Raw genomic sequence first — 20,418 nt, 5'->3', positions numbered from 1 at the left:
CCTCTCTGTTGTTCCCCTGAACCTCGATTGTTTCGCGTTGCCAGAGGGCCGCTCCCGCGCTTTTCCTGCCTATAAAAATAAGTCCGTAGGCCTGATACGTTAAGCGCATCAGGTAGCTTTGTATCCGGGACAGGCAAAAAAAAGCCCCCTGTTAAACAGAGGGCTAGCGAGTTTATGTCAGCTTAGAACGATTTCTTAAAGCCAATTGATGCATTAACCGGCGCTTCAACCTGCGACTTACTGCCACCGTTGCTAAATTGCGTACCCAACTCTCCGTAGACCTGCAGGTTTCTGTCGATAGACCATGACAGACCGGCTGCAACTTCAGTGCTGGAGTACTGTTGTGAAGACTCAAGCGTGGTGGTGGCTACCGCATTGCTAAAGTGCGTTTTGTCTTTTGAACCCAGACCCTGCCAGACGTTGACCCTGCCGTAAGGCTGGAATTTGCCATGGTTGGTGTCATAGTCAGCGACCAGACGCACGCCCAGACGGGCGGTAAAGGAATCCGCGGTATCCATTTTCACTTTCGTTTGGGTCACACCATCAAGCCGCCCGTTATCAAAGTCGCTGTACTGATAGATTAACTGAGCCTGAGGTTCCAGACTCCATGCGCTGGCGCCTAAACGGAACGATTTACCCACTTCTGTTGACGCCGTCAGCGTGTTGCCTCTGACAGTATACGAGCCGTTGTTACCGGTCGCCGCCAGGCGGGATTTATGGTTACCGTATTGCAGGACGTTATCAACATACATCCCGTCGCCTGAGAACCAGGTGGCGTAGCCGCCGACATAAAACGCGTTGTCGTCGATGTTGCCGCCTTTGCCGTCGCTGCCTGTCTTCGTGCCTTTCACGTTGCTGTCGATATCAAGAATGCTGGTATACATCCCGGCTTTCCAGCTTTCGTTGGCATACATATCGACGCCAACCTGAATCCCCATGGTATGGGAGCTGGTTTGCGTTCCAGCCGCATCATCCAGTTTGGTTTTACCGGAGTAGCCAATCATTCTTGCCCAGGCGCGATTGTCTTCATCAATACCCGGTTTAACCTCGTCACCCATACGCTGGTGCATGTTGCCTAACAGGCTGATGTCGCCCTGACGAACGACGCTGGCGAGACCAGAATACAGCATAGTTTCTGGACGATATTCGCTTCTCAGATACCAGTTTTCACCCTGACCCTGAGCGTTACCCGCATGCAGTTGATACTCAAATGCGCCTGCAGCCATACGATCGGCGGCAAGATGGAAGGCGTCTCGTGACGTTTGTGCCGTAGTGGTTGCGCCATTGAGCGCGGTTACCACTTCGATACCATCACCAATAGTTGGTGCGCCGAGACCAGAACCATCGACATCCAATAGCGTACTACCGCTGGCTTTACCGCCATCGATAATCAGACGGTCGGCAATGCCTGCGCCGCTGCCAGTTTGTGTGGCCGCCATGTTGATAGTCCCTTTTTCGCCGGTGTAATCCCCTTTGACGGTTAACGTTGTGCCAGTCTGCTGGCCGATGAGTGAAACATCGCCGCCGTTGCTCAGTCCCGCTACCGTCTGGTTGTAACCTTGCGTGTTGAGGGTGGTGTCAGCGACAACGTAGTGGTGTGATGCGCTACTCAGAGTGTTGGTATTACCCGCCTGCAGTACACCGTTGGCAATCAGCGTTGCGCCGCTGTAGCTGTTTTCACCATGCAACTCCGTAACACCGCTGCCGGTTTGATGCAGTTGGCCTTCACCGCTGATATTACCGGTCAGCGCCAGGGTATCGCCACGATTGACGTTGAGTACGCCGTTATCAACGATATCCCCCTGAATGCTGCCGATATCACCGCCGTTACCCAGCTGTAAAACGCCTTGCTCGATGGTGGTGCCACCGGTGTAGGTGTTATCCAGCGTCAGGGTGAGGGAGCCTTTACCGGTTTTGGTCAACTGACCGTTCCCTTCGACTTCCGTCAGCAGAGAAACGTTATGTCCGTTGGTGTCGAATGTCCCGCCGCCGGATTCCAGAGTCACCTGACGAGCGGTATCAAACGCTTCACCATATTTCAGCGTACCACCATTAAAGGTAATTCCCGTCTCTGGTGCGCCAAGGTTGGTATCACCCGCCACCTGCAGTGTACCTGAGGTGATGGTGGTTCCACCGCTGTAAGTATTGTCGCCAGTGAGGATGAGCGTACCGAGGTCGCCTTTATTCAGGCCGCCGGTGCCGCGGATCACGCTGTCGATAGTCGCGGTGTAGTTAGCGCCGTCTACTGTGCCATCGCCGACGCGAATCAGCGTATTAGCCGTATCGGTGGTAATGGCTTCACCGCCCACGCGATAACCATCGGTGGCGAACTGTGCGCCACTGATGATGACGTCGCCTTTGCTGTTATCGACGGTTACGTTGCCCGCTTCACCCTGGAAGACGGCGAACGCAGCATCGGTAAACGGTGCATTCAGCGCGCCTTCTGGCGTTGATTCATCCGTTGTCCAGTTGTCATTACCCTGGCTGGATTGCCAGATACCGTCGCCGCCGTTGATGACGCCGTTGTTTTTCAGCTCGCCATTCTCACCGCCGGTGCCGTCCCAGAAACGTAGCGTCAGCCCAGCATGGTTGACCAGGTTAACCTGGTTTTTAACCGAGGTTTGTACGTACAGGCTGTCCGCAGCTTCCGGCGCGTCGGCAATGTCCATCACATTGTTGGTTAATGTGCCGGTGTAATTGATGACGCGGTAAACACCAACGTCAAAGCTTCCGCCTGGAGAGGTCTGGATATTGAGCTTACCATCGAGCGTCAGATCGCCATTCACATCTATCAGGTCATTGAAGGCTCCGCCTGGGGTATAGGCCTGACCAAACTGGTAATCAAGCTGTGCGTTATCGCTGAGCGTCAGTGAACCGGTAGTCAGTTTACCCACGCTGTTGATGGCCGCACCCGCGGTAATATGGCCGTCATCCAGTACATCAACCGCGCCGCCGATAATACCGTTCCCGCCGAGCGTTGCCCCAGATTTCACCGTCACCTGACCGGTCGCGGCAGACTGATTACCGTTGACCAGCAGTACGCCTTCATTGACGTCCGTGGTGCCGGTCCAGGTGTTATCGCCGGTCAGCGTTAACGTGCCGTCACCGATTTTCACCAGGCTGCCGTCGTTGCCGCTGATAATGCCGCTGATGGTGTCATCAAGATGCAGATTACCCAGCGACAATTCTTTATTGCCCAGTTCGACATTCCCCGCGCCGGACAACGAGCCGATAGATGTTGCGCTGTCGACTGCGCTGATATCGACCTTGCCGCCCGCCAGGTTTTTAACGACGGTATTCTCTGCTAACGCCTGGTCCGCAAAGGTCATCAGTCCGCTGTTATTCACGCTAGCAGTACCACCGCTGGCATTTTCTTCCAGCGCCAACGTACTGTCTTTTGACACGTTAACCGTCGCCTCGCCCGCGGTGGCGTTATCGGTTAACAGCGCTTTCGCTGTGCCCGTCAGGTTCAGTTTTGCGCTCGCGGCGGTGACGTTATCCGCCAGCGTTAACAGACTGTCGGCAATGTTCATGGTCAGGGATTTCAGGCTGGTCTCTGTTCCGCTGACATTGAGCGTTGCCCCGTTATTGACGTTCACGGTGCTGTTTTCATTGCTACCAAAGGCCCCGGTTTTGCTGACGTTGACCGTCACATTGTTGGCATTTCCGGTACCGGCAATTTCTGTGTCGCCTTTATAGCTGTTCGCGCGATTGAGCGACAGGGTACTGCCCGCATCGCTTGAGCTGCTGGTGACTTTCAGTTTACCGTCGCCGGTAATCTCACCTGTTGGCGTGAAATCATGTGAATTGAGGTCAAACACCGCCGCGTTATCATTCGCGCCCAGCGCAATGGTGCGATTGCTGGTCAGGTCCGCGCCCATCTGCAGCGTGGAGCCGTTGTTGATAGCCAGGTCGGTTCCGCTCTGACCGAGGTTGCTGTCGGCGGAAATCTGCAACGTACCGCCATCAATGCGTGTGCCGCCGCGATACGCGTTATCACCGCTGAGGATCAGACGACCAAGGTCGGTTTTCACCAGCGTCAGCTTGTCAGTCGTGCTGGCTTCGCGGATGACGGACTCAATGGTCGCGGTATAGTTTTGCCCCGCGCCACCCGCGCCAACGCGCAGCAGCAGTTCACCGGTTCCCGGCGTCTGGCCTGCGTGGGTCGCGTTTTCCGTGGTGGCATAAGCGTTAAGTGCGTCGCCTTTAACGACATAGCCATCGGCGTCAAACTGTGCCCCGGAGAAGTTAACTTCTCCCGCGGCGTTATCCACGGTAACGGTGCCACCTTTGGTGGTGAAGACGGCAAAGGACTTCTGCGCCCAAGGTGCGTTACCTTCGCCCGTTGCCGTGGTCCAGTTGTTATCACCCTGACTGCCGATCGCCATCCATTTGCCATCGCCACCGTCAATTTTGCTGTCGCCCTCAATGCCCGACGCGCCGTGGCTTTGACTTACAGTCGCTCCGTCCCAGAATTGCAGGGTAACGCCGTTGGCGTTCACCAGGTTGACCTGTTTGTCGATAGAGGTCTGGACAAAAATATTGCTCTTATCCTGACTGTCCGGTATTGCGCCCAGCTCCAGCGTCTGGTTATCCAGCGTACCGCCGTAATTATAGATACGGTACACGCCCGGTCCGAAGTTACCGCCTTGCGAAGTGGTAACATCCAGGGTCCCGTCCAGTTGCAGATCGCCTGCCACGTTCACCAGATCGTTTAGCGCACCGCCTGGCGTAAAGGCCTGGCCCAGTTCGAAAGCGGAGGTCGTTTTGCTGCCAAGCTGCAGATTACCGTTAACAGATAGCGTACCCGCACCGCCGTCACCGGCGCTGATGGTTGTGGCATCGTTCATCAGCACGTTACCGCCGATAATGCCCTTACCGCCAAGTGTGGACGTGCCGCTGACGGTGGTGACGCCGCGCGCCGCGCTTTGATCGCCATTCACCAGCAGCGTGCCGTTAGTAACGGTGGTATTACCGGTATAGGTATTGTTACCGTTCAGACGGGTAATGCCGCCACCGATTTGCTGTAGCGCGCCGATACCGGAGATCACACCGTTGAGCAGCACGTTGTTGGCGCGATTAATCGCCAATACGCCGTTGTCGATGATGTCAGAGACGGCGCTCACTTCGCCTTCATTTCCACCGTCACCTAACTGCAGCGTACCGGTTTGATCAATGGTGGTAGAGCCGGTGTAGCTGTTGTTAGCGGTAAACACCGTGGTGCCGCCCGCCGCACGTTCAAATTTCCCGTCGCCGCTGATGATGCCGCGATAGATCTGTGCTGCTGAGGTATCCCCCTGAGTATCGAAGATAACCTTGCTGTCTGCGCCCTGGGTGGTGACATTGTAATCGCCAATGCTTGCGGCAGTGCTGGTTGGTTCGACGTGGTCGCCGGTACGCAGCGTGGCGCCATTGTTTACAGCAAGGGTTTCGCTCGCCAGATTCAGGTTTTCAACGATGCGTACATCTGCATTTGACCCGCTGATGGTCAGTGAATCCCAGCCGGTGCCAATGTTGGTACCGGTATTCAGGTTGTCGCTAGCCAGCGTACCAATCTTCGCATCTTTTGTATCAGTGAAGGTGAGGGCGTTGCCCGTACCCGCTGCGGTAAGGATGTGGCGCGTTTTATCCAGCGTCACATTGCCAATATTGGCTTTATTGTTACCGCCAGTACCCGCGAAATTCACTTCGCCAGCATAAGAGCCGCTACGCCAGTTGAAGGTATCCGTACCTTCACCGGTGTTGATTACGCCGCTGGTCACACCGCCGCTGATATCGATGGTGTCATTGCCTTTACCAGACTGAACTGCCACGGCCGAGTCGTTGATGGCCTGCAGGGTTCCCGTGTTGGTGATGGCTTTACTGCTGTCGCCGCTGGCGTCTATTACCGGTGAGGTGGTACTGGCAGAGATAATCTTGCCGCTGTTGGTCAATGCGCTAACGTTTTTCGCGATGATTGCTGAACCACCTGCGCTGTCATGCACGTTGATGTCGGCATTGGTGGTGATACGACCGTCCGTATTGGCGCGAATACCGCTGCCTTCGCTGTTTAGTACCTCAATGGTATAGCCTTTGCCGATGGTTAGATTGCCCGTCACCGCGTCGCCATTGCGTTGTTCAAAGGCGAAGCCGGTACCTTTACCGTTGACGTTGAGGATATTGTCCAGCCCATCGTTCATGGTCAGCGCCACGCTGGTGCGGATCCCTGGGCCATCGTTGGAGTTGATGGTGACATCACGCAGCGTGATATTGGTGTTGTTGGCATCGTTTTGAATACCGGCACCGGTACCATCAGCACGGATCATCACGCTTTGCGCGGCCAGAGCGCCAGCGCCTTCGGCCAGGCGAATGCCGTCCGCGGAGCCATCGGTGGTAATGCTGTCGCCAGTCATACCGTTAATCAGCAGGCTTGCCCCTTGGGTTAACAGAACGCCAGCGGTGCCATCATCAACCTGAATTTTGCCCAGCTTATTAATCTGCGCGCTGGAGCCTGAGGCGCGTACGCCGATGCCGTTGCTGACATGCAGGGCGAGGGAGGAGTTATTGGTTAAGCTACCGCCTTTTTGAACATCGACACCGATGCTGTCGACGCTGGCCAGATCGATAATCGATTTGGTATCGAGGATCAGGTTGCCCAGATTCCTCGCCACATAGGCGATTACCTTGTTGCCGCTGGCTTCAGAGGTGATCTTCGCGTTTGAGGTGAGGGTCGTGCTTGTGGCATTGCCCTGCGTATTACCATTCAACTGATGCGCCTGACCATCCACAACCCCGGCAACGGTTCTTTCACCGGTTAAATTGATGGTGGTTTTATCGCTGATGGTCCCTTTCGCGCCGCCTTCGATAACCAGCGCCGCAGAGTCAGTACCCTTAACGGTAAACGTTGCTTCACCGGTATCTACGCTACTGCCTGCGCCAGTGGCGAGAACGCCCACGGAATTGTTACCGCTGAGAGTCAAATCCAGGTTGGAGGTGGACTGATCTTTCGGGTTAGTGGTATTACCGGCCAGCAATGCGCCATTGGCGATACGGAAAATGGTGGTGCGATCCTGACCGTTGTCATTCATCACCGCCTGACCAATATTGGCGGTAGCGCCCTTACCATACAGGTAATAACCAATCTGATCAGTGCTATTAAATGAGGGGCTACTTAAGCTGTCAACGTTAGCGATGGCGTTATCACGCACGTGGACGCCGATGTTACCGGCTTTATCCAGCGTAATATTGGAATAGACGTTAACCACTGCCTGACCGTTGGCGTCACCTTCCGCCCAGATGGCGTAGTTACGGTTACCGACGCCGCCTTCACCGTCCACCACGATAGCGCCTGCAGCGCTGGTGGTGACTTCGGCATTTTTGTTATTGGCGCTAACGTGGATCCCTACGTTGTTGGTGCCATTCACGTTAATCTTGCCGTCGTTACGGATTTCCTGATTATTTTCTGCGCCGCTGTCGTGTACGGAGATGCCGTAGTTTTTACTGCTGCCCCCTTTAGAACCGCCATTGATCACGATATTGCCGGTATTGAGGACGTTGCCCGTGGCATTTCCGACCAAAATCCCCGCGGCGTTACGGACGCCGGTTCCCAGCGTGATAAGGCCGTTGTTAATCACCTCTTTGGCGCTCTTGATCATAATACCGGCGCTCAGGCTGGAACCGCCTGCCATGGTGACATCTTTAGCCGGATCGCTTGCGTCGCGACCAAGAGAAATAGAGGCATTCTGAGCGTTGGTAAAGGTGGCATTCCCGGCGACTTCTACGCCATAAGCGGTGCCGCTGGCAAAGGATGTACCGCTTTTACGTCCGTCTACGACGTTAATCTCGCCATTGTTGACCCCTTGCGCATCGTCAGACAATTGCATACCAATCGCCAGCGTCAGCGAAGAAGCGGGGACGTCTTTGCTCCAGGGATCGGCTGCCGAAGCGGTACCAAAGTTATCGGTGGTGATCGCCTGGTTGATGATGCCGTTGTTAGCGAGCTGGCTGGTGCCTTGGCCTTGCATACCAAATGCGCCATAGCTGTTGACGTTTTGGTTGCCGTCTTTATCGATAAACAGCCCGGAGTTGATCATCCCGTTGTTGGTTGCCGTCGCGTCTTTTGCCAGCATGCCAATCGCCAGGCTCTGCCCGGTAGACGTTCGTAATGCGTTCAGTTCGCCAAAGTTTGTGATAACCCCGCCATCAACGGCTTTCATGACGCCATTAATACTGCCGTCAACGGCAAGAATCGCATCTTTGTTCAGGGTGCCGGAGGTGCCTGCGCCGTTGGCGTAAATAGCATGCAGCTCACCGCGGTCAGCGGTCGCGTTATTGGCATGTGATAAGCCGTCTGTCCAGACGTCGTAATCCCAACTGAGCACGTCAGAGGGCTTGCTGGAATTGATCAGACCATCAATCAGCTCGGCATACTTCGTTTGTGCTGCGGTGACGGTAGTGACTTCATCCGTTTCCAGCCACAGCTGGATTTGGCTGACTTTTTCGCCTTCCGGGTTTTCCGCCGCGTCGCTGCTATTGCCCAACAGCCAGTCGTTAAATTCGGCCAACTCCTGCGTGTTGGTGATGTTAAATGTGCGCTCACCCGTTTCGACGACTTTGCCGTCCGTATCATAGCCGTAGGTCATGAGCGTGACATCATCGCCAAACACGGAGGTTTGCGCTGAGCCGGCGAAGGTTTTTTCAGGAATAACCGGGGCGGCGTTAAATTTGATAAAGTTATCGGATTGCCAGTAAACCTGGCTACCCGCGTCCTGAGCCTCCAGTAAGGAGGAGTCTTTGGCCAGTAATTCGATGGTATTGGTTTTGGCGCGTACATTGAGCGTGTCGTCGCCCAAATTCAGATTGGCCGTGGAGCCGTTTGTCGCCAGCGCGATGCCAAATTGTTTGTAGATTTTAGACTGCGTCGGATCGTAAGTGTTTAATGCCGAATCGCCAATCTGTGATTCGGTAAGAAAGTTACTTAACGCGTTAGTATCAAAGACTTTAATGGTTGTTTTTTCGCCGGGGAACGCCGGGTCGTTAATCTCAAATTCTGTGCTCTGCGAAGGCGTTGATGATTGGTTATAAGTCAGGTATTCCGCCAGCTCCTCGGCAGTAGTAATCGTTTTTACGCCCTGGTCAGGGCTGGTGGCCTGCAGGGTGATTTTGCCGGTTTGCAGTAGCTCTCTGATGGTCGTTGATTCAACAACGCCACTTTGACCCGGACTGATGGTTGGGATCGCGCCGCTGATATTGAGCGCCTGACCAGCAGTGATATCTTCATATAAGAATCCGTAGTCGTGGACACCCTCATAATCCCCAACAGAAATACCTGTCTGGTAGTCGGCGAAAATATTATGTTCACCGATGTCGATGATCGGAGTTGCTGAAGCTTGCATTGAAGCAGCGCTTAATGCGCCGGCCGCCAGTACGGCGACAGTTTTACGCGAGCTGCTTTTTTTCTTTCCTTTGGTTAATTCGGAAACGACCACCCAGATACCGAGCGCCGCGTTCCAAATAATGCTGTAAACTTTGTTCATATATAACCCTCGTCTACATTCCTGTTATGTGTATTGTTAATACATTGAGTTGTTGGCTATGGTTGGCACGCGGATGTGCTACCCGGTAATAGATTTTTGGAAATAGGATTCCCTTCCGTGCGATGCGGAATTTAAAAGTGAGCCGAAAGAAAATCTTTTAAATAATAACCGTGATAATTGTCCTTAAATAAGTCAGTTACGGCTGGCTATAGTGAGAAATGGTGTACTTGAGTCGGGAGTTATTTTTCCCGAGTTTTCTGGCAATGTTGCTTTTGTACGCCCCGATGGTTTTTTCACTTTTTTGTGATGCTCCAGCGATTTGAGTCAATGACCAACCCCGGGCAAGCATCATCATTACGTTAAATTCGTTTGCTGTGATTTTGTTATTTATTTCTTTGATATTACGTATTTTTTTGTTTTGTGATATGCACGTCACGGCATGCAGTAACCGATCAAGGCTGGCGTCTTGATCGAGGAACAGCATGTTCCTCCCGCAAACGGTTTGAAAAATAGAAAAAGTGGCTTCATCTGCCAAAACAATAATTTTTGTGGCAGGGCGTAAAGCCATGTTGCGGATAATCCTGGCATATTTTAAAAAATCTGAGTTGTCAGGATTAATAATGATGCAATCCATTTCATAAGGGATTATGTTGACGGCAGAAAGCGTCTGAGAGGAGTAGTACGCGATATCAATATATAATGATGAACCACGTAGGATTTCTCGCATGCCTAGCCAGGGATAAATTGATTCACCCAAAAAAATAGCCTTAGACATAACGATCTCCTTGAAATTTTGGTGCAGGCGGTCGCCTCTTTTTTTAGGCTAAAAAAGAGTTTCTTGCGACGCATGAAATGTTAATTAAATCTCGTATGACGTTCTTTGGTGTGAACGCATCCTTATTTATTGCAGATTCAACAGATATTTTATGTATTAATTTGAATCATTAACTATTCTTAAAGTAGATATTACACTTTGTTAAAATTTAAGATAAATCGTTTATTTCAGCTCTGAGTAAATGATTGATAGATTTCGCTTATGGATCACGCGAATAATGTTTCAGCCATTTCTATAAAGACAGGGTATTCCTATTTGTTCTGGAGGGGATTTATATGAAAAACCTTATATTTCAAACAGATAACCATTCTTCTTAATGGGACTATTGGCAGGTAGGAGAATTCTTAATCAAGGCCAGGATAAAGAGAGAGGGAAAGCGGTGGGAGAGAGAAATATTGTCTTATTTGCAGTTATCGACCTAAAACTCGATTATTTAAGTTGATAACTCTGACTTATCTTAATAACTAAGCATTTTGTGCTATTTTTATCATTTGGTGCTTAATCTTCAAATCTCGCTTGAAGATGTTATATTTTCTGCTTGCTATCGCTGATAGCGCTTAGCCCGCCAACAGCTCCTGCTCAACCTGTTGCACCTGTTGTTCCAGCGTATTGCGGATTTCCGTAAGCGCCCGTTGTTGATCGGAGAAGTAAGCCTCTTTATCCGTCACGGAGGTGGCAAGGCGCCAGGCGTTCTCAGCTTCCAGTTCGGTAATCTCTTTGAGCAGTGCGTTAATTTGTTCTCTGAGCTGCTGTATTTTGCTGCGTAAATGCTGCAGATCGTTCAATCGGTCGCTCGCCATCATCGGTTCGAGGCCGCTTTGCAATTGAGTCAGTAGCGCCCGAACGGCAGCAAGGTCGGCATTCTGGCGCGCCTGGTTAAGCTGCACCATCATCTGATGCGCTTTCTCTTTCAGATCGTCTGCCACCACGTCCGGATGACAAAGACGGCTGGCCTGACGCCACAGGCGTTTTAACTCATTACGCTCTTCAGAAGAAAGTCGTTGGTCCCGGCTAAAACGATGTTGCGCATCCTGCTGTTGCTCCTGATATTCATCATATTCATGGCTGGCTTCTTCCTGTGCCTGACGGGCTGCGCTGTCGTCCTGGCGAGAAAAGTCGTTTTCCAGCTCACGAATCTCCGCCAGCAGGGCGGTAATAAGTTCCGTTTGTTGCTGAATTCGTTGACGTGTTTCCACCGATTCGCGCGAATCTGAATTCTGGTTCATCCAGAGCTGCTTAAGCCTGGCCAGTTGATCAACGGCCTGGGAAATATAGTGCTGGCAGGATTGATAGTCTTGTTCCCGGCGTTTTCGCTCCGCTTCCTGTTTGCGCTGGGCGCTGGCGGCGAGCTGTTTACGCAACTCGAGGATCCGGCTCATCAGAGGCCCAAGGCGAAGATGATACAGATCGTTGAAATCATCGAGGATTTGAATGCGCGTGTTGCGCTTATCGATCAGGTCACGCAGCTGTGTTTCGAGCGCTTTTAGTTCCAGTTTACTGGCGGCAATGGCAGGATCCTGCCACGTTGAGACTGCCCGTTGAGATTGCAGCCAGGCCGTGATTTCACGTAGGGCATCACTAAAGCGCCGTGCTTCGAGCGCCTGAACGATGGCGCCAGGCAAGACTGACATAGGCTCATTTTTCAGATGATCTACCTGCTGGAAAATAATCTCCTCATCTTCCAGTTCAATAGCGCTTTTGACGATTTCCAGTCGTTTGATGATCTTATTCATGACAGTCGTTGCCTGGCCTGGCTCAAAAACGAGTGGCTGAAACACAGCGGGTTCACCCGTTTGATAATGTTAGAAAAACAGTAAAGCGCATTCTGTGGCCTGCGATGCCTTTTCGTCCAGAATAATTCACTGTAATTATGAACAAACGCAATGCCACGGGCACAGCGGGTCCTTATTGCGCCTTGCGACAACCAGGTTGAAATGTTAAAAGAAGCCCCTTCAATAAAAACGACACAGGGGAAGGGCGTGAAAAACGCGTCAACTGCATCTGACACCAGCGTGTCTGATGCCGCGTCAACGAATGAGCCGACGCTTCAGAGGGGGTTGCAAAACCGCCATATTCAATTAATTGCGCTGGGCGGCGCAATTGGTACCGGCCTGTTTTTGGGCATTGGCCCGGCTATTCAGATGGCAGGACCTGCGGTGTTACTGGGTTACGGCGTTGCCGGGATCATCGCTTTTTTGATTATGCGTCAACTGGGCGAAATGGTGGTGGAAGAACCCGTTTCGGGATCGTTTGCCCATTTTGCCTATAAATACTGGGGACCGTTCGCGGGATTTCTGTCCGGCTGGAACTACTGGGTTATGTTTGTGCTGGTTGGCATGGCGGAACTGACCGCGGCTGGGATCTACATGCAGTACTGGCTGCCCGATGTCCCGACCTGGATTTGGGCCGCGGCATTCTTCGTGATCATCAACGCGGTTAACCTGGTCAACGTACGTCTGTATGGCGAAACGGAATTCTGGTTTGCGCTGATTAAAGTGCTGGCCATTATCGGCATGATTGGTTTTGGCGTGTGGATGCTGTTTTCCGGTCACGGCGGGGAACATGCCAGCATTGATAACCTGTGGCGTTACAACGGCTTTTTTGCCACCGGCTGGAACGGGTTGATCCTGTCGCTGGCGGTAATTATGTTCTCCTTTGGCGGACTTGAGCTTATCGGGATTACTGCCGCAGAAGCGCAGGATCCGCAGAAAAGCATTCCAAAGGCGGTAAACCAGGTGGTGTACCGTATTCTGCTGTTTTACATCGGTTCTCTGGTGGTGCTGCTGGCGCTGTACCCGTGGGTGGAAGTGAAATCCAACAGCAGCCCGTTTGTGATGATCTTCCATAATCTTGATAGCAACGTGGTGGCTTCTGCGCTGAACTTTGTCATTCTGGTGGCTTCGCTGTCGGTATATAACAGTGGCGTCTACTCTAACAGCCGTATGCTGTTTGGTCTCTCTGTCCAGGGGAACGCGCCGAAGTTCTTAACCCGCGTCAGCCGTCGCGGCGTACCGGTGAATTCACTGATCCTCTCCGGTGCTATTACGTCTCTGGTCGTACTGATCAACTATGTCCTGCCACAAAAGGCCTTTAGTCTGCTGATGGCGCTGGTTGTGGCGACGCTGCTGTTGAACTGGATTATGATCTGCCTGGCCCATCTGCGATTCCGGGCGGCGATGCGTCGTAAGGGACGTGAGACGCAGTTCAAAGCGCTGCTGTACCCGGCAGGGAACTACCTGTGTATTGCTTTCCTTGGCATGATTCTGGTGCTTATGTGTACGATGGACGATATGCGCCTGTCAGCTATCCTCCTGCCGGTGTGGATCCTGTTCCTGTTCGTTGCCTTCAAACTGCTGTGTCGTAAGTCCCGCTAAGTTTCTACCGATCCCATCGTCAGGATGGGATCGGATCTTCTCTCAATGTTTATCGTGACCGCTCTCGCAATTTTGCCTTTGCTGGCAGGATCTTTGTTTTGTAATCGATTACTTTTCTATTGAATCTATTTTGTAATCGATTACTTTTTAAAGGTGAGGCAAAAAATGGTGTCAACAACCGAAAGTAGTGGAAAACAGAACGTACAGTACCGGCTGCTGGTACCCCGGCTGTCGCTAATGATGTTCTTACAGTTCTTTATCTGGGGAAGTTGGTCCGTCACGCTGGGGCTGGTGATGAGCCAGCACAACATGTCGCTGCTGATTGGCGATGCGTTTTCAGCCGGGCCCATTGCCTCTATTCTGTCGCCGTTCGTCTTAGGGATGCTGGTAGACCGCTTCTTTGCCTCGCAAAAGGTGATGGCGGTGATGCACCTTGCAGGCGCGGCGATCCTCTGGTTTGTTCCGCAGGCATTGGTGGCGCAAAACGGTGCGCTGTTGATTGGTCTGCTGTTTGGCTACACGTTGTGCTACATGCCAACGCTGGCGCTTACCAATAACATTGCTTTTCATAGCCTGTCGGATAAAGACAAAACTTTCCCGGTGGTGCGGGTGTTTGGCACCATTGGCTGGATTGTCGCGGGGATTTTTATCGGCGTAACCGGAATCTCGGATACTACCGGCATCTTTACGCTGGCGGCGGTTATTTCTGTGATTCTGGCGCTCTACAGCCTGACGTTGCCCAACACGCCCGCACCGGCGAAAGGACTGCCGGTAAAAGTGCGCGATCTGTTTTGTGCGGATGCTTTCGCCTTACTCAAGGTTCGTCACTTTTTTGTCTTCTCGCTCTGCGCGACGCTTATTTCTGTACCGTTGGGAACCTATTACGCATATACCGCGTCGTTTCTGGCTGATGCGGGCGTTGGCGATGTCAGTACGGCGATGTCGTTTGGTCAGATGTCTGAAATTTTCTTCATGCTGGTGATCCCGTTCCTGTTCAGGCGTCTGGGCGTGAAATACATGTTGTTAATCGGGATGTGCGCCTGGTTTGTGCGCTACGCATTCTTTGCCCTCGGCATCAGCGAAGAGGGCCGATTCCTGCTGTATCTCGGCATTCTGCTGCACGGCGTGTGCTACGACTTCTTCTTCGTGGTCGGCTTTATTTACACCGATCGTATTGCCGGGGAGAAAGTAAAAGGCCAGGCGCAAAGCATGATCGTTATGTTTACCTATGGGATCGGTATGCTGCTTGGTTCGCAAATTTCAGGCGCACTTTACAACCGTCTGGTGGCGGGGCAAACGGTGCCTCAGGCGTGGACCACATTCTGGTGGATCCCGGCAGTGGCTGCCGCAGTGATTGCCGTGATTTTCCTTTTCTCTTTCAAGTATGACGACAAAGAGCAGGCGTAATTTTCAGGAGGGGTTATGAAAACCATCAAGGGGCCTGGCATTTTTCTGGCGCAATTTATCGGGGATCGCCCCCCATTTAACACCCTGGAAGGCGTGGCAAAATGGGCGGCGGAGCTGGGCTATGAGGCATTACAAATCCCGTGTAATCACAAGTCTTTGTTTGATGTCGAACAAGCAGCCAGAAGTCAGGCCTATTGTGATGATATTCGTGGGATGCTGGCCGGGCATGGGCTGGTGATTAGCGAACTATCTACCCATCTTGAAGGCCAACTGGTTGCCGTCCATCCGGCTTACGATGACGCTTTTGACGGATTTGCTCCGCCATCTGTACGCGCTAATCCGCAGGCCAGGCAGGCGTGGGCCATCGAAACCCTCCACCAGGCCGCTGCGGCTTCGCAAAGGCTGGGGCTGACGGCGCATGCTACGTTTTCAGGTTCGCTCGCCTGGCCCTTCTTTTATCCGTGGCCACCGCATAACCGTCAGCGCTTTGAAGAGGCTTTTCTGGAGCTGGCGCGCCGCTGGAGACCCATTCTCGATCGCTTTGATCATCATGGGGTGGATGTTTGCTTTGAAATCCATCCCGGTGAAGACCTGCACGATGGCGTAACGTTTGAGCGCTTTCTGGCGCTGGTTAATCATCATCCTCGCTGCAACATTCTCTATGACCCGAGCCATCTGTTATTGCAGCAGATGGATTACCTTGGGTTTATCGATGTTTACCACTCGCGCATTAAAGCGTTTCACGTCAAGGACGCTGAGTACCACGCCAGTAGCCGCAGTGGTGTCTATGGCGGTTATCAGCCGTGGCTCGATCGCGCTGGGCGTTTCCGTTCCCTGGGGGACGGTCAGGTCGATTTCAAAACCATCTTCAGCAAGCTCACACAATATGATTTCCCTGGCTGGGCGGTACTGGAATGGGAGTGTTGCCTGAAAGACGCGCAAACCGGGGCGCGTGAAGGGAGCGATTTTATACGCCGCCACATTATTCCGGTTTCTTCACGCGCATTTGATGATTTCGCCGCTGGCGATGAGGTACGCAAATGATACAGGTTGGCATTATTGGCAGCGGTTTTATTGGGCCTGCACATATCGAGGCGTTGCGTCGACTCGGCGGTGTGAACGTGGTGGCGCTCTGTGATAGCTCGCTGGCGGTTGCCCAGGAACGTGCAGATGCTCTTCATATTCCTCAGGCGTACGGCAGCGTTGAGGCGCTGCTGGCGCATCCCGGACTGCAGGTGGTGCATAACTGTACACCGAATCATCTGCATGCCGACATCAATCGGCAGATTTTACGCGCGGGTCTGCACGTGTTTTCTGAAAAGCCGCTGTGTATGACGCCTGATGAGGCTCGTGAACTGGAAACGCTGGCGGAGCAGGTAGGAGTGGTGCACGGCGTGAGCTTTGTCTATCGTCAGTTTGCGATGGTACAACAGGCTGCCAGCATGGTCAGGCGCGGTAGCGTGGGGCGTCTGTTTGCCGTCCAGGGGAGCTATTTGCAGGACTGGATGCTGCTGGAAACTGACTACAACTGGCGGGTCGATGCCAAACAGGGCGGCAACTCACGGGCGGTAGCGGATATCGGTTCCCACTGGTGTGACACGGTGCAATTCGTCACTGGAAAACGTATTGTCGAGGTGATGGCCGATCTGGCTATCGTCTGGCCGGTACGAAAAGCCAGCATCGCCAGTAACGCTACGTTTGGCCAGCAAACGGCTGACCTGCAATTTGAGGATAAAGCGGTGACGACGGAAGATTGTGGATCGGTGCTGGTACGTTTTGACGATGGTAGCAAAGGCTGCTTTAGCGTTTCACAGGTGAGTGCCGGGCGCAAGAATCACCTGAGCTTTGAAATTAACGGTAGCCAGAGTTCACTGCACTGGGATCAGGAAACGCCGCAACAGCTTTGGATCGGGCACCGTCAGCAGGCGAACCAGATCCTGACCGATGACCCAGGATTGATGAATGCGGATGTCGCTGCCAGCGCGCACTTTCCGGGTGGGCATATTGAGGGCTGGCCGGATGCGTTCAAAAATATGATGCAGCAGTTCTATCAGGCGGTGCAGGCAGGCAAAATGCCCGCGACGGCGGAGCGTCGATTTGCGTCATTTTCTGATGGTGTGGATGTGATGTATATCATTGATGCGATTATAAAAAGCCATCAGCAGCAGCGCTGGGTATCTGTGCAGCGCTAAACACGCACCCGGTTCGCCGGGCAGTGATTTTATGGTAGCCTCAACGTAAAGCCTAAACCGCAGGACTTGTCGTCGTTATGTCTATTCAAAAAATCGCCCAGCTTGCCGGTGTGTCGGTGGCGACGGTATCGCGTGTGCTGAATCACAGTGATACCGTCAAAGCCAAAAATCGCGAGCGCGTGCTACAGGCTATTAAAGAAAGCAATTATCAGCCCAACCTGCTGGCTCGTCAGCTGCGTACGGCACGCAGTTCGATGATTCTGGTGATGGTTTCCAACATTGCCAACCCTTTTTGTGCAGAGGTTGTTAAAGGCATTGAAGAAGAGGCTGAAAAGAATGGCTATCGCATTTTGCTGTGTAATTCCGGCTCGGATACCGCTCGCTCAAAATCGGCGCTAAAGCTGCTGTCTGGGAAAATCGTTGATGGCATTATCACCATGGATGCATTCTCAAAATTACCGGAACTGACCACGCTGATTGGCGACGCTCCCTGGGTTCAGTGCGCGGAATATGCTGATAAAGGCGCGGTTTCCTGCGTAGGGATTAACGATGTTGACGCTGCGCAGTCGGTAATATCTCACCTGGTGGAAAAGGGCTATCGACGCATTGCGCTAATCAATCATGATCTGAGTTATAAATACGCCCGGTTGCGCGAACGTGGCTATAAAGCGGCGCTGCATGCGCTGTCGCTTGAGTATCAGGCCGTAGAATACGCCAGCGAATTAAGTTCCAGCGCAGGAATTGCGGCGATGAAAACATTGCTTGCCGCAGAGGTGAAACCCGACGCGGTGTTTGCCGTATCGGACACGCTGGCCGCTGGCGCGATGCGTGCTATTTTCAATGCCGGATTACAGATCCCGCAGGATATCGCCGTAGTGGGATTCGACGGTACGGAACTGGCAGAAATGGTTTCCCCACAGCTTTCGACCATTGAGCAGCCCTCGCGGGATATAGGCCGCAAAGCGGTAGGATTGCTGCTGAATAAAATAGAAAATCCTGACGCGCAGACGGAAAGGGTGATGATGGACTGGCGCTATATTTCACGCGCCAGTACCTGAGCGTTAGCGTTGAAACGCGCCTGACAGTGCGCGAATATCATTTCCGGTGGGCGACTGATGAATGCGCAAGCCAAATTCTTCGATCACGGCGAATATATGGTCGAAAATATCAGCCTGAATACTTTCATATTCCAGCCAAACCACCGTATTAGTAAAGGCATAAATTTCGATCGGTAAGCCGTGATCGTCTGGCGCAAGCTGGCGCACCATTAACGTCATATCTTTGCGAATCCGCGGATGATGACGCAAATATTCGTTCAGATAGGCGCGGAAGGTGCCAATATTCGTCATCCGACGGTGGTTTAATACTGATTCAGGTGCATCTAACTGCTGATTCCACTCGTCAATTTCCTGATGGCGCGTGGTCAAATACGGTTTCAGCAGGTGCGCTTTATGCAGCCGCTGACGCTCATCCTCATCAAGAAAATGAATGCTGGTAGCATCAATGCTGATGCTGCGTTTAATGCGTCGCCCACCGGAAGCCGACATCCCACTCCAGTTTTTAAAAGAGTCCGATACCAGTGACCAGGTTGGGATAGTGGTGATGGTGTTATCCCAGTTGCGCACTTTTACGGTGGTTAAGCCAATATCAATCACCGCGCCATCTGCGCCGTATTTAGGCATTTCCAGCCAGTCACCCAACTTCAACATATCGTTGGCTGAAAGCTGTATTCCGGCCACCAGCCCGAGGATCGGATCTTTAAACACCAGCATTAACACGGCGGCCATGGCACCCAGACCGCTTATCAATATTGCCGGTGACTGACCAATCAGCAGGGAAATCATCAATATTCCGACGACAATAGCGCTGATGAGCTTGATGCCCTGAAATATGCCTTTTAGCGGCAATTGCGATGCGGCAGGGAATTTTTGCGACAGATTGAGAATGACGTCCAGCAGGGAAAACAAGGACAACAGGGCGTACATCATGATCCACAGCTGTGCGCAGGTTACTAATATTTCTGCTGCTTCACTGCCTTTCTGTAACCAGAGTGCGGCCTGTATATTGACAATGATACCCTGCAGGGTGAATGCCAGCCGGTGAAATAACTTGTTCTGCGTGATGATTTGTAGCCACAGGCGGGAGCTGGCGTTGGCGCGCTTTTCAAATGCGCGTAATACCACCCAGTGCAAAATAACGTGAACAATAATGGCGGTGATAAAAATAATGCCAAAAATCATTACCAGTGAGGTGGTGTGATTTATTTCAATGCCGAGTTCTTCTACCTGAGATATCAATTCCTGCATAACGTCTCCTTAATAAACAGCGGTCTATGATGACCGCTGTGTAGAGCTTATGCAAATGCGGGGATTAAACTTCCGTCAGTGTTGTTTCCAGCGGCAGACGAGATTTTGGCAGCGCGGCGTTGAAATCTTCTACGCTGTGATGACCCACCGGGACCACAACTACGCTGGTGAAACCTTTTTCTTTCAGGCCAAATTCTGCATCCATCACCGCCGCATCGAAGCCTTCGATCGGCACCGCATCCAGACCCATCGCCGCCACGCCCAGCAGGAAGTTACCGACGTTCAGATACACCTGTTTTGCCATCCAGTGGTTGTCATCTTTCAGCTCTTTGCGATGCATGTCGGCAAAGAAAGTACGGCCTTTGTGGTTTGCGGCTTTGGCTTCAGGGGTGGCGAAACGGCCATCGCGCTCTTCTTGATCCACCACGCGCTCCAGCCAGGCATCGTCCATCGCCGTTTTGGCGCAGAACACCACGACGTGGGAAGCATCCAGCATTTTACGTTCGTTGAATACAAAGCCGCCGGCTGCGGATTTCGCCACGCGCGCTTTACCTTCGTCAGTGCTGGCAACGATAAAGTGCCACGGCTGAGAGTTGGTGCTGGACGGACTAAACTGCAGCAGCGTTTTTAATTTTTCGGCTTGCTCAGCGGTCAGTTTTTTATTCGGATCGAATGCCTTAGTGGAGTAACGTTTTAAGGCGACAGAAACAATATCCATAACTACTCCTGGTGATTTTTCATACCCTGCGGGTGCGTTTTGTTTCAGCAGGGTACAGGGTTAGCAAGAAA

Annotated in this window: 10 protein-coding genes; 5 read left to right on the top strand and 5 right to left on the bottom strand. The window is 52.5% G+C overall.

What is annotated here, in order from left to right:
* Nucleotides 1-182: 182 nt before the first annotated feature.
* The 3 genes from KQJ19_RS08930 to KQJ19_RS08920 form a co-directional block, all read right to left on the bottom strand.
* Complete coding sequence (locus KQJ19_RS08930; protein WP_216403565.1) at nt 183-9,515, bottom strand: autotransporter outer membrane beta-barrel domain-containing protein; 9,333 nt, start codon at nt 9,513-9,515, stop codon at nt 183-185.
* Nucleotides 9,516-9,711: 196 nt separating this feature from the next.
* Complete coding sequence (locus KQJ19_RS08925) at nt 9,712-10,290, bottom strand: LuxR C-terminal-related transcriptional regulator (protein WP_049282478.1); 579 nt, start codon at nt 10,288-10,290, stop codon at nt 9,712-9,714.
* Nucleotides 10,291-10,907: 617 nt separating this feature from the next.
* Nucleotides 10,908-12,083, bottom strand: coding sequence for a DnaJ family molecular chaperone (locus tag KQJ19_RS08920; RefSeq protein WP_016152164.1), 1,176 nt, complete (start codon nt 12,081-12,083; stop codon nt 10,908-10,910).
* 246 nt (nt 12,084-12,329) lie between these two features.
* On the opposite strand from KQJ19_RS08920, the gene pheP reads away from it, so the two are divergent.
* The 5 genes from pheP (at nt 12,330) to KQJ19_RS08895 (ending at nt 18,381) form a co-directional block, all read left to right on the top strand.
* A complete protein-coding gene (gene pheP, locus KQJ19_RS08915) occupies nt 12,330-13,724 on the top strand; it encodes a phenylalanine transporter (RefSeq protein WP_047415083.1) in 1,395 nt (464 codons plus the stop codon).
* Nucleotides 13,725-13,889: 165 nt separating this feature from the next.
* Nucleotides 13,890-15,131, top strand: coding sequence for an MFS transporter (locus KQJ19_RS08910; protein WP_016155933.1), 1,242 nt, complete (start codon nt 13,890-13,892; stop codon nt 15,129-15,131).
* 15 nt (nt 15,132-15,146) lie between these two features.
* Nucleotides 15,147-16,175, top strand: coding sequence for a sugar phosphate isomerase/epimerase family protein (locus KQJ19_RS08905; RefSeq protein WP_216403564.1), 1,029 nt, complete (start codon nt 15,147-15,149; stop codon nt 16,173-16,175).
* Nucleotides 16,172-17,323, top strand: coding sequence for a Gfo/Idh/MocA family oxidoreductase (locus KQJ19_RS08900; RefSeq protein WP_216403563.1), 1,152 nt, complete (start codon nt 16,172-16,174; stop codon nt 17,321-17,323). The genes KQJ19_RS08905 and KQJ19_RS08900 overlap by 4 nt, the downstream gene beginning before the upstream one ends.
* A 77-nt stretch (nt 17,324-17,400) precedes the next feature.
* Nucleotides 17,401-18,381, top strand: coding sequence for a LacI family DNA-binding transcriptional regulator (locus tag KQJ19_RS08895; RefSeq protein ID WP_016155936.1), 981 nt, complete (start codon nt 17,401-17,403; stop codon nt 18,379-18,381).
* Between the two features lie 3 nt (nt 18,382-18,384).
* Here the strand turns inward: KQJ19_RS08895 and KQJ19_RS08890 are convergent, their stop codons facing one another.
* Both KQJ19_RS08890 and nfsB read right to left on the bottom strand, forming a co-directional pair.
* Nucleotides 18,385-19,629: a mechanosensitive ion channel family protein gene (locus KQJ19_RS08890; RefSeq protein ID WP_016152170.1), complete on the bottom strand. Its 1,245-nt coding sequence runs from the start codon at nt 19,627-19,629 to the stop codon at nt 18,385-18,387.
* A gap of 64 nt (nt 19,630-19,693) precedes the next feature.
* Nucleotides 19,694-20,347, bottom strand: a complete 654-nt coding sequence (nfsB, locus tag KQJ19_RS08885; RefSeq protein ID WP_016152171.1) for an oxygen-insensitive NAD(P)H nitroreductase — start codon at nt 20,345-20,347, stop codon at nt 19,694-19,696.
* Between the last annotated feature and the right edge of the window lie 71 nt (nt 20,348-20,418).

The sequence above is a fragment of the Citrobacter sp. S46_ASV_140 genome, assembly GCF_018919545.1.
In the GTDB taxonomy this organism is placed as follows: domain Bacteria; phylum Pseudomonadota; class Gammaproteobacteria; order Enterobacterales; family Enterobacteriaceae; genus Citrobacter; species Citrobacter braakii.
The sequence above is the reverse complement of the archived record's forward strand: the minus strand, read 5'-3'. Positions and strand labels throughout refer to the sequence as shown.

What these genes read in the sequence shown, in the direction of transcription:
- KQJ19_RS08920 (WP_016152164.1), bottom strand. Translation starts at nt 12,083, where the DNA reads ATGAATAAGATCATCAAACGACTGGAAATCGTCAAAAGCGCTATTGAA.
- KQJ19_RS08910 (WP_016155933.1), top strand. Translation starts at nt 13,890, where the DNA reads ATGGTGTCAACAACCGAAAGTAGTGGAAAACAGAACGTACAGTACCGG.
- KQJ19_RS08925 (WP_049282478.1), bottom strand. Translation starts at nt 10,290, where the DNA reads ATGTCTAAGGCTATTTTTTTGGGTGAATCAATTTATCCCTGGCTAGGC.
- KQJ19_RS08890 (WP_016152170.1), bottom strand. Translation starts at nt 19,629, where the DNA reads ATGCAGGAATTGATATCTCAGGTAGAAGAACTCGGCATTGAAATAAAT.
- nfsB (WP_016152171.1), bottom strand. Translation starts at nt 20,347, where the DNA reads ATGGATATTGTTTCTGTCGCCTTAAAACGTTACTCCACTAAGGCATTC.
- KQJ19_RS08930 (WP_216403565.1), bottom strand. Translation starts at nt 9,515, where the DNA reads ATGAACAAAGTTTACAGCATTATTTGGAACGCGGCGCTCGGTATCTGG.
- KQJ19_RS08895 (WP_016155936.1), top strand. Translation starts at nt 17,401, where the DNA reads ATGTCTATTCAAAAAATCGCCCAGCTTGCCGGTGTGTCGGTGGCGACG.
- KQJ19_RS08900 (WP_216403563.1), top strand. Translation starts at nt 16,172, where the DNA reads ATGATACAGGTTGGCATTATTGGCAGCGGTTTTATTGGGCCTGCACAT.
- KQJ19_RS08905 (WP_216403564.1), top strand. Translation starts at nt 15,147, where the DNA reads ATGAAAACCATCAAGGGGCCTGGCATTTTTCTGGCGCAATTTATCGGG.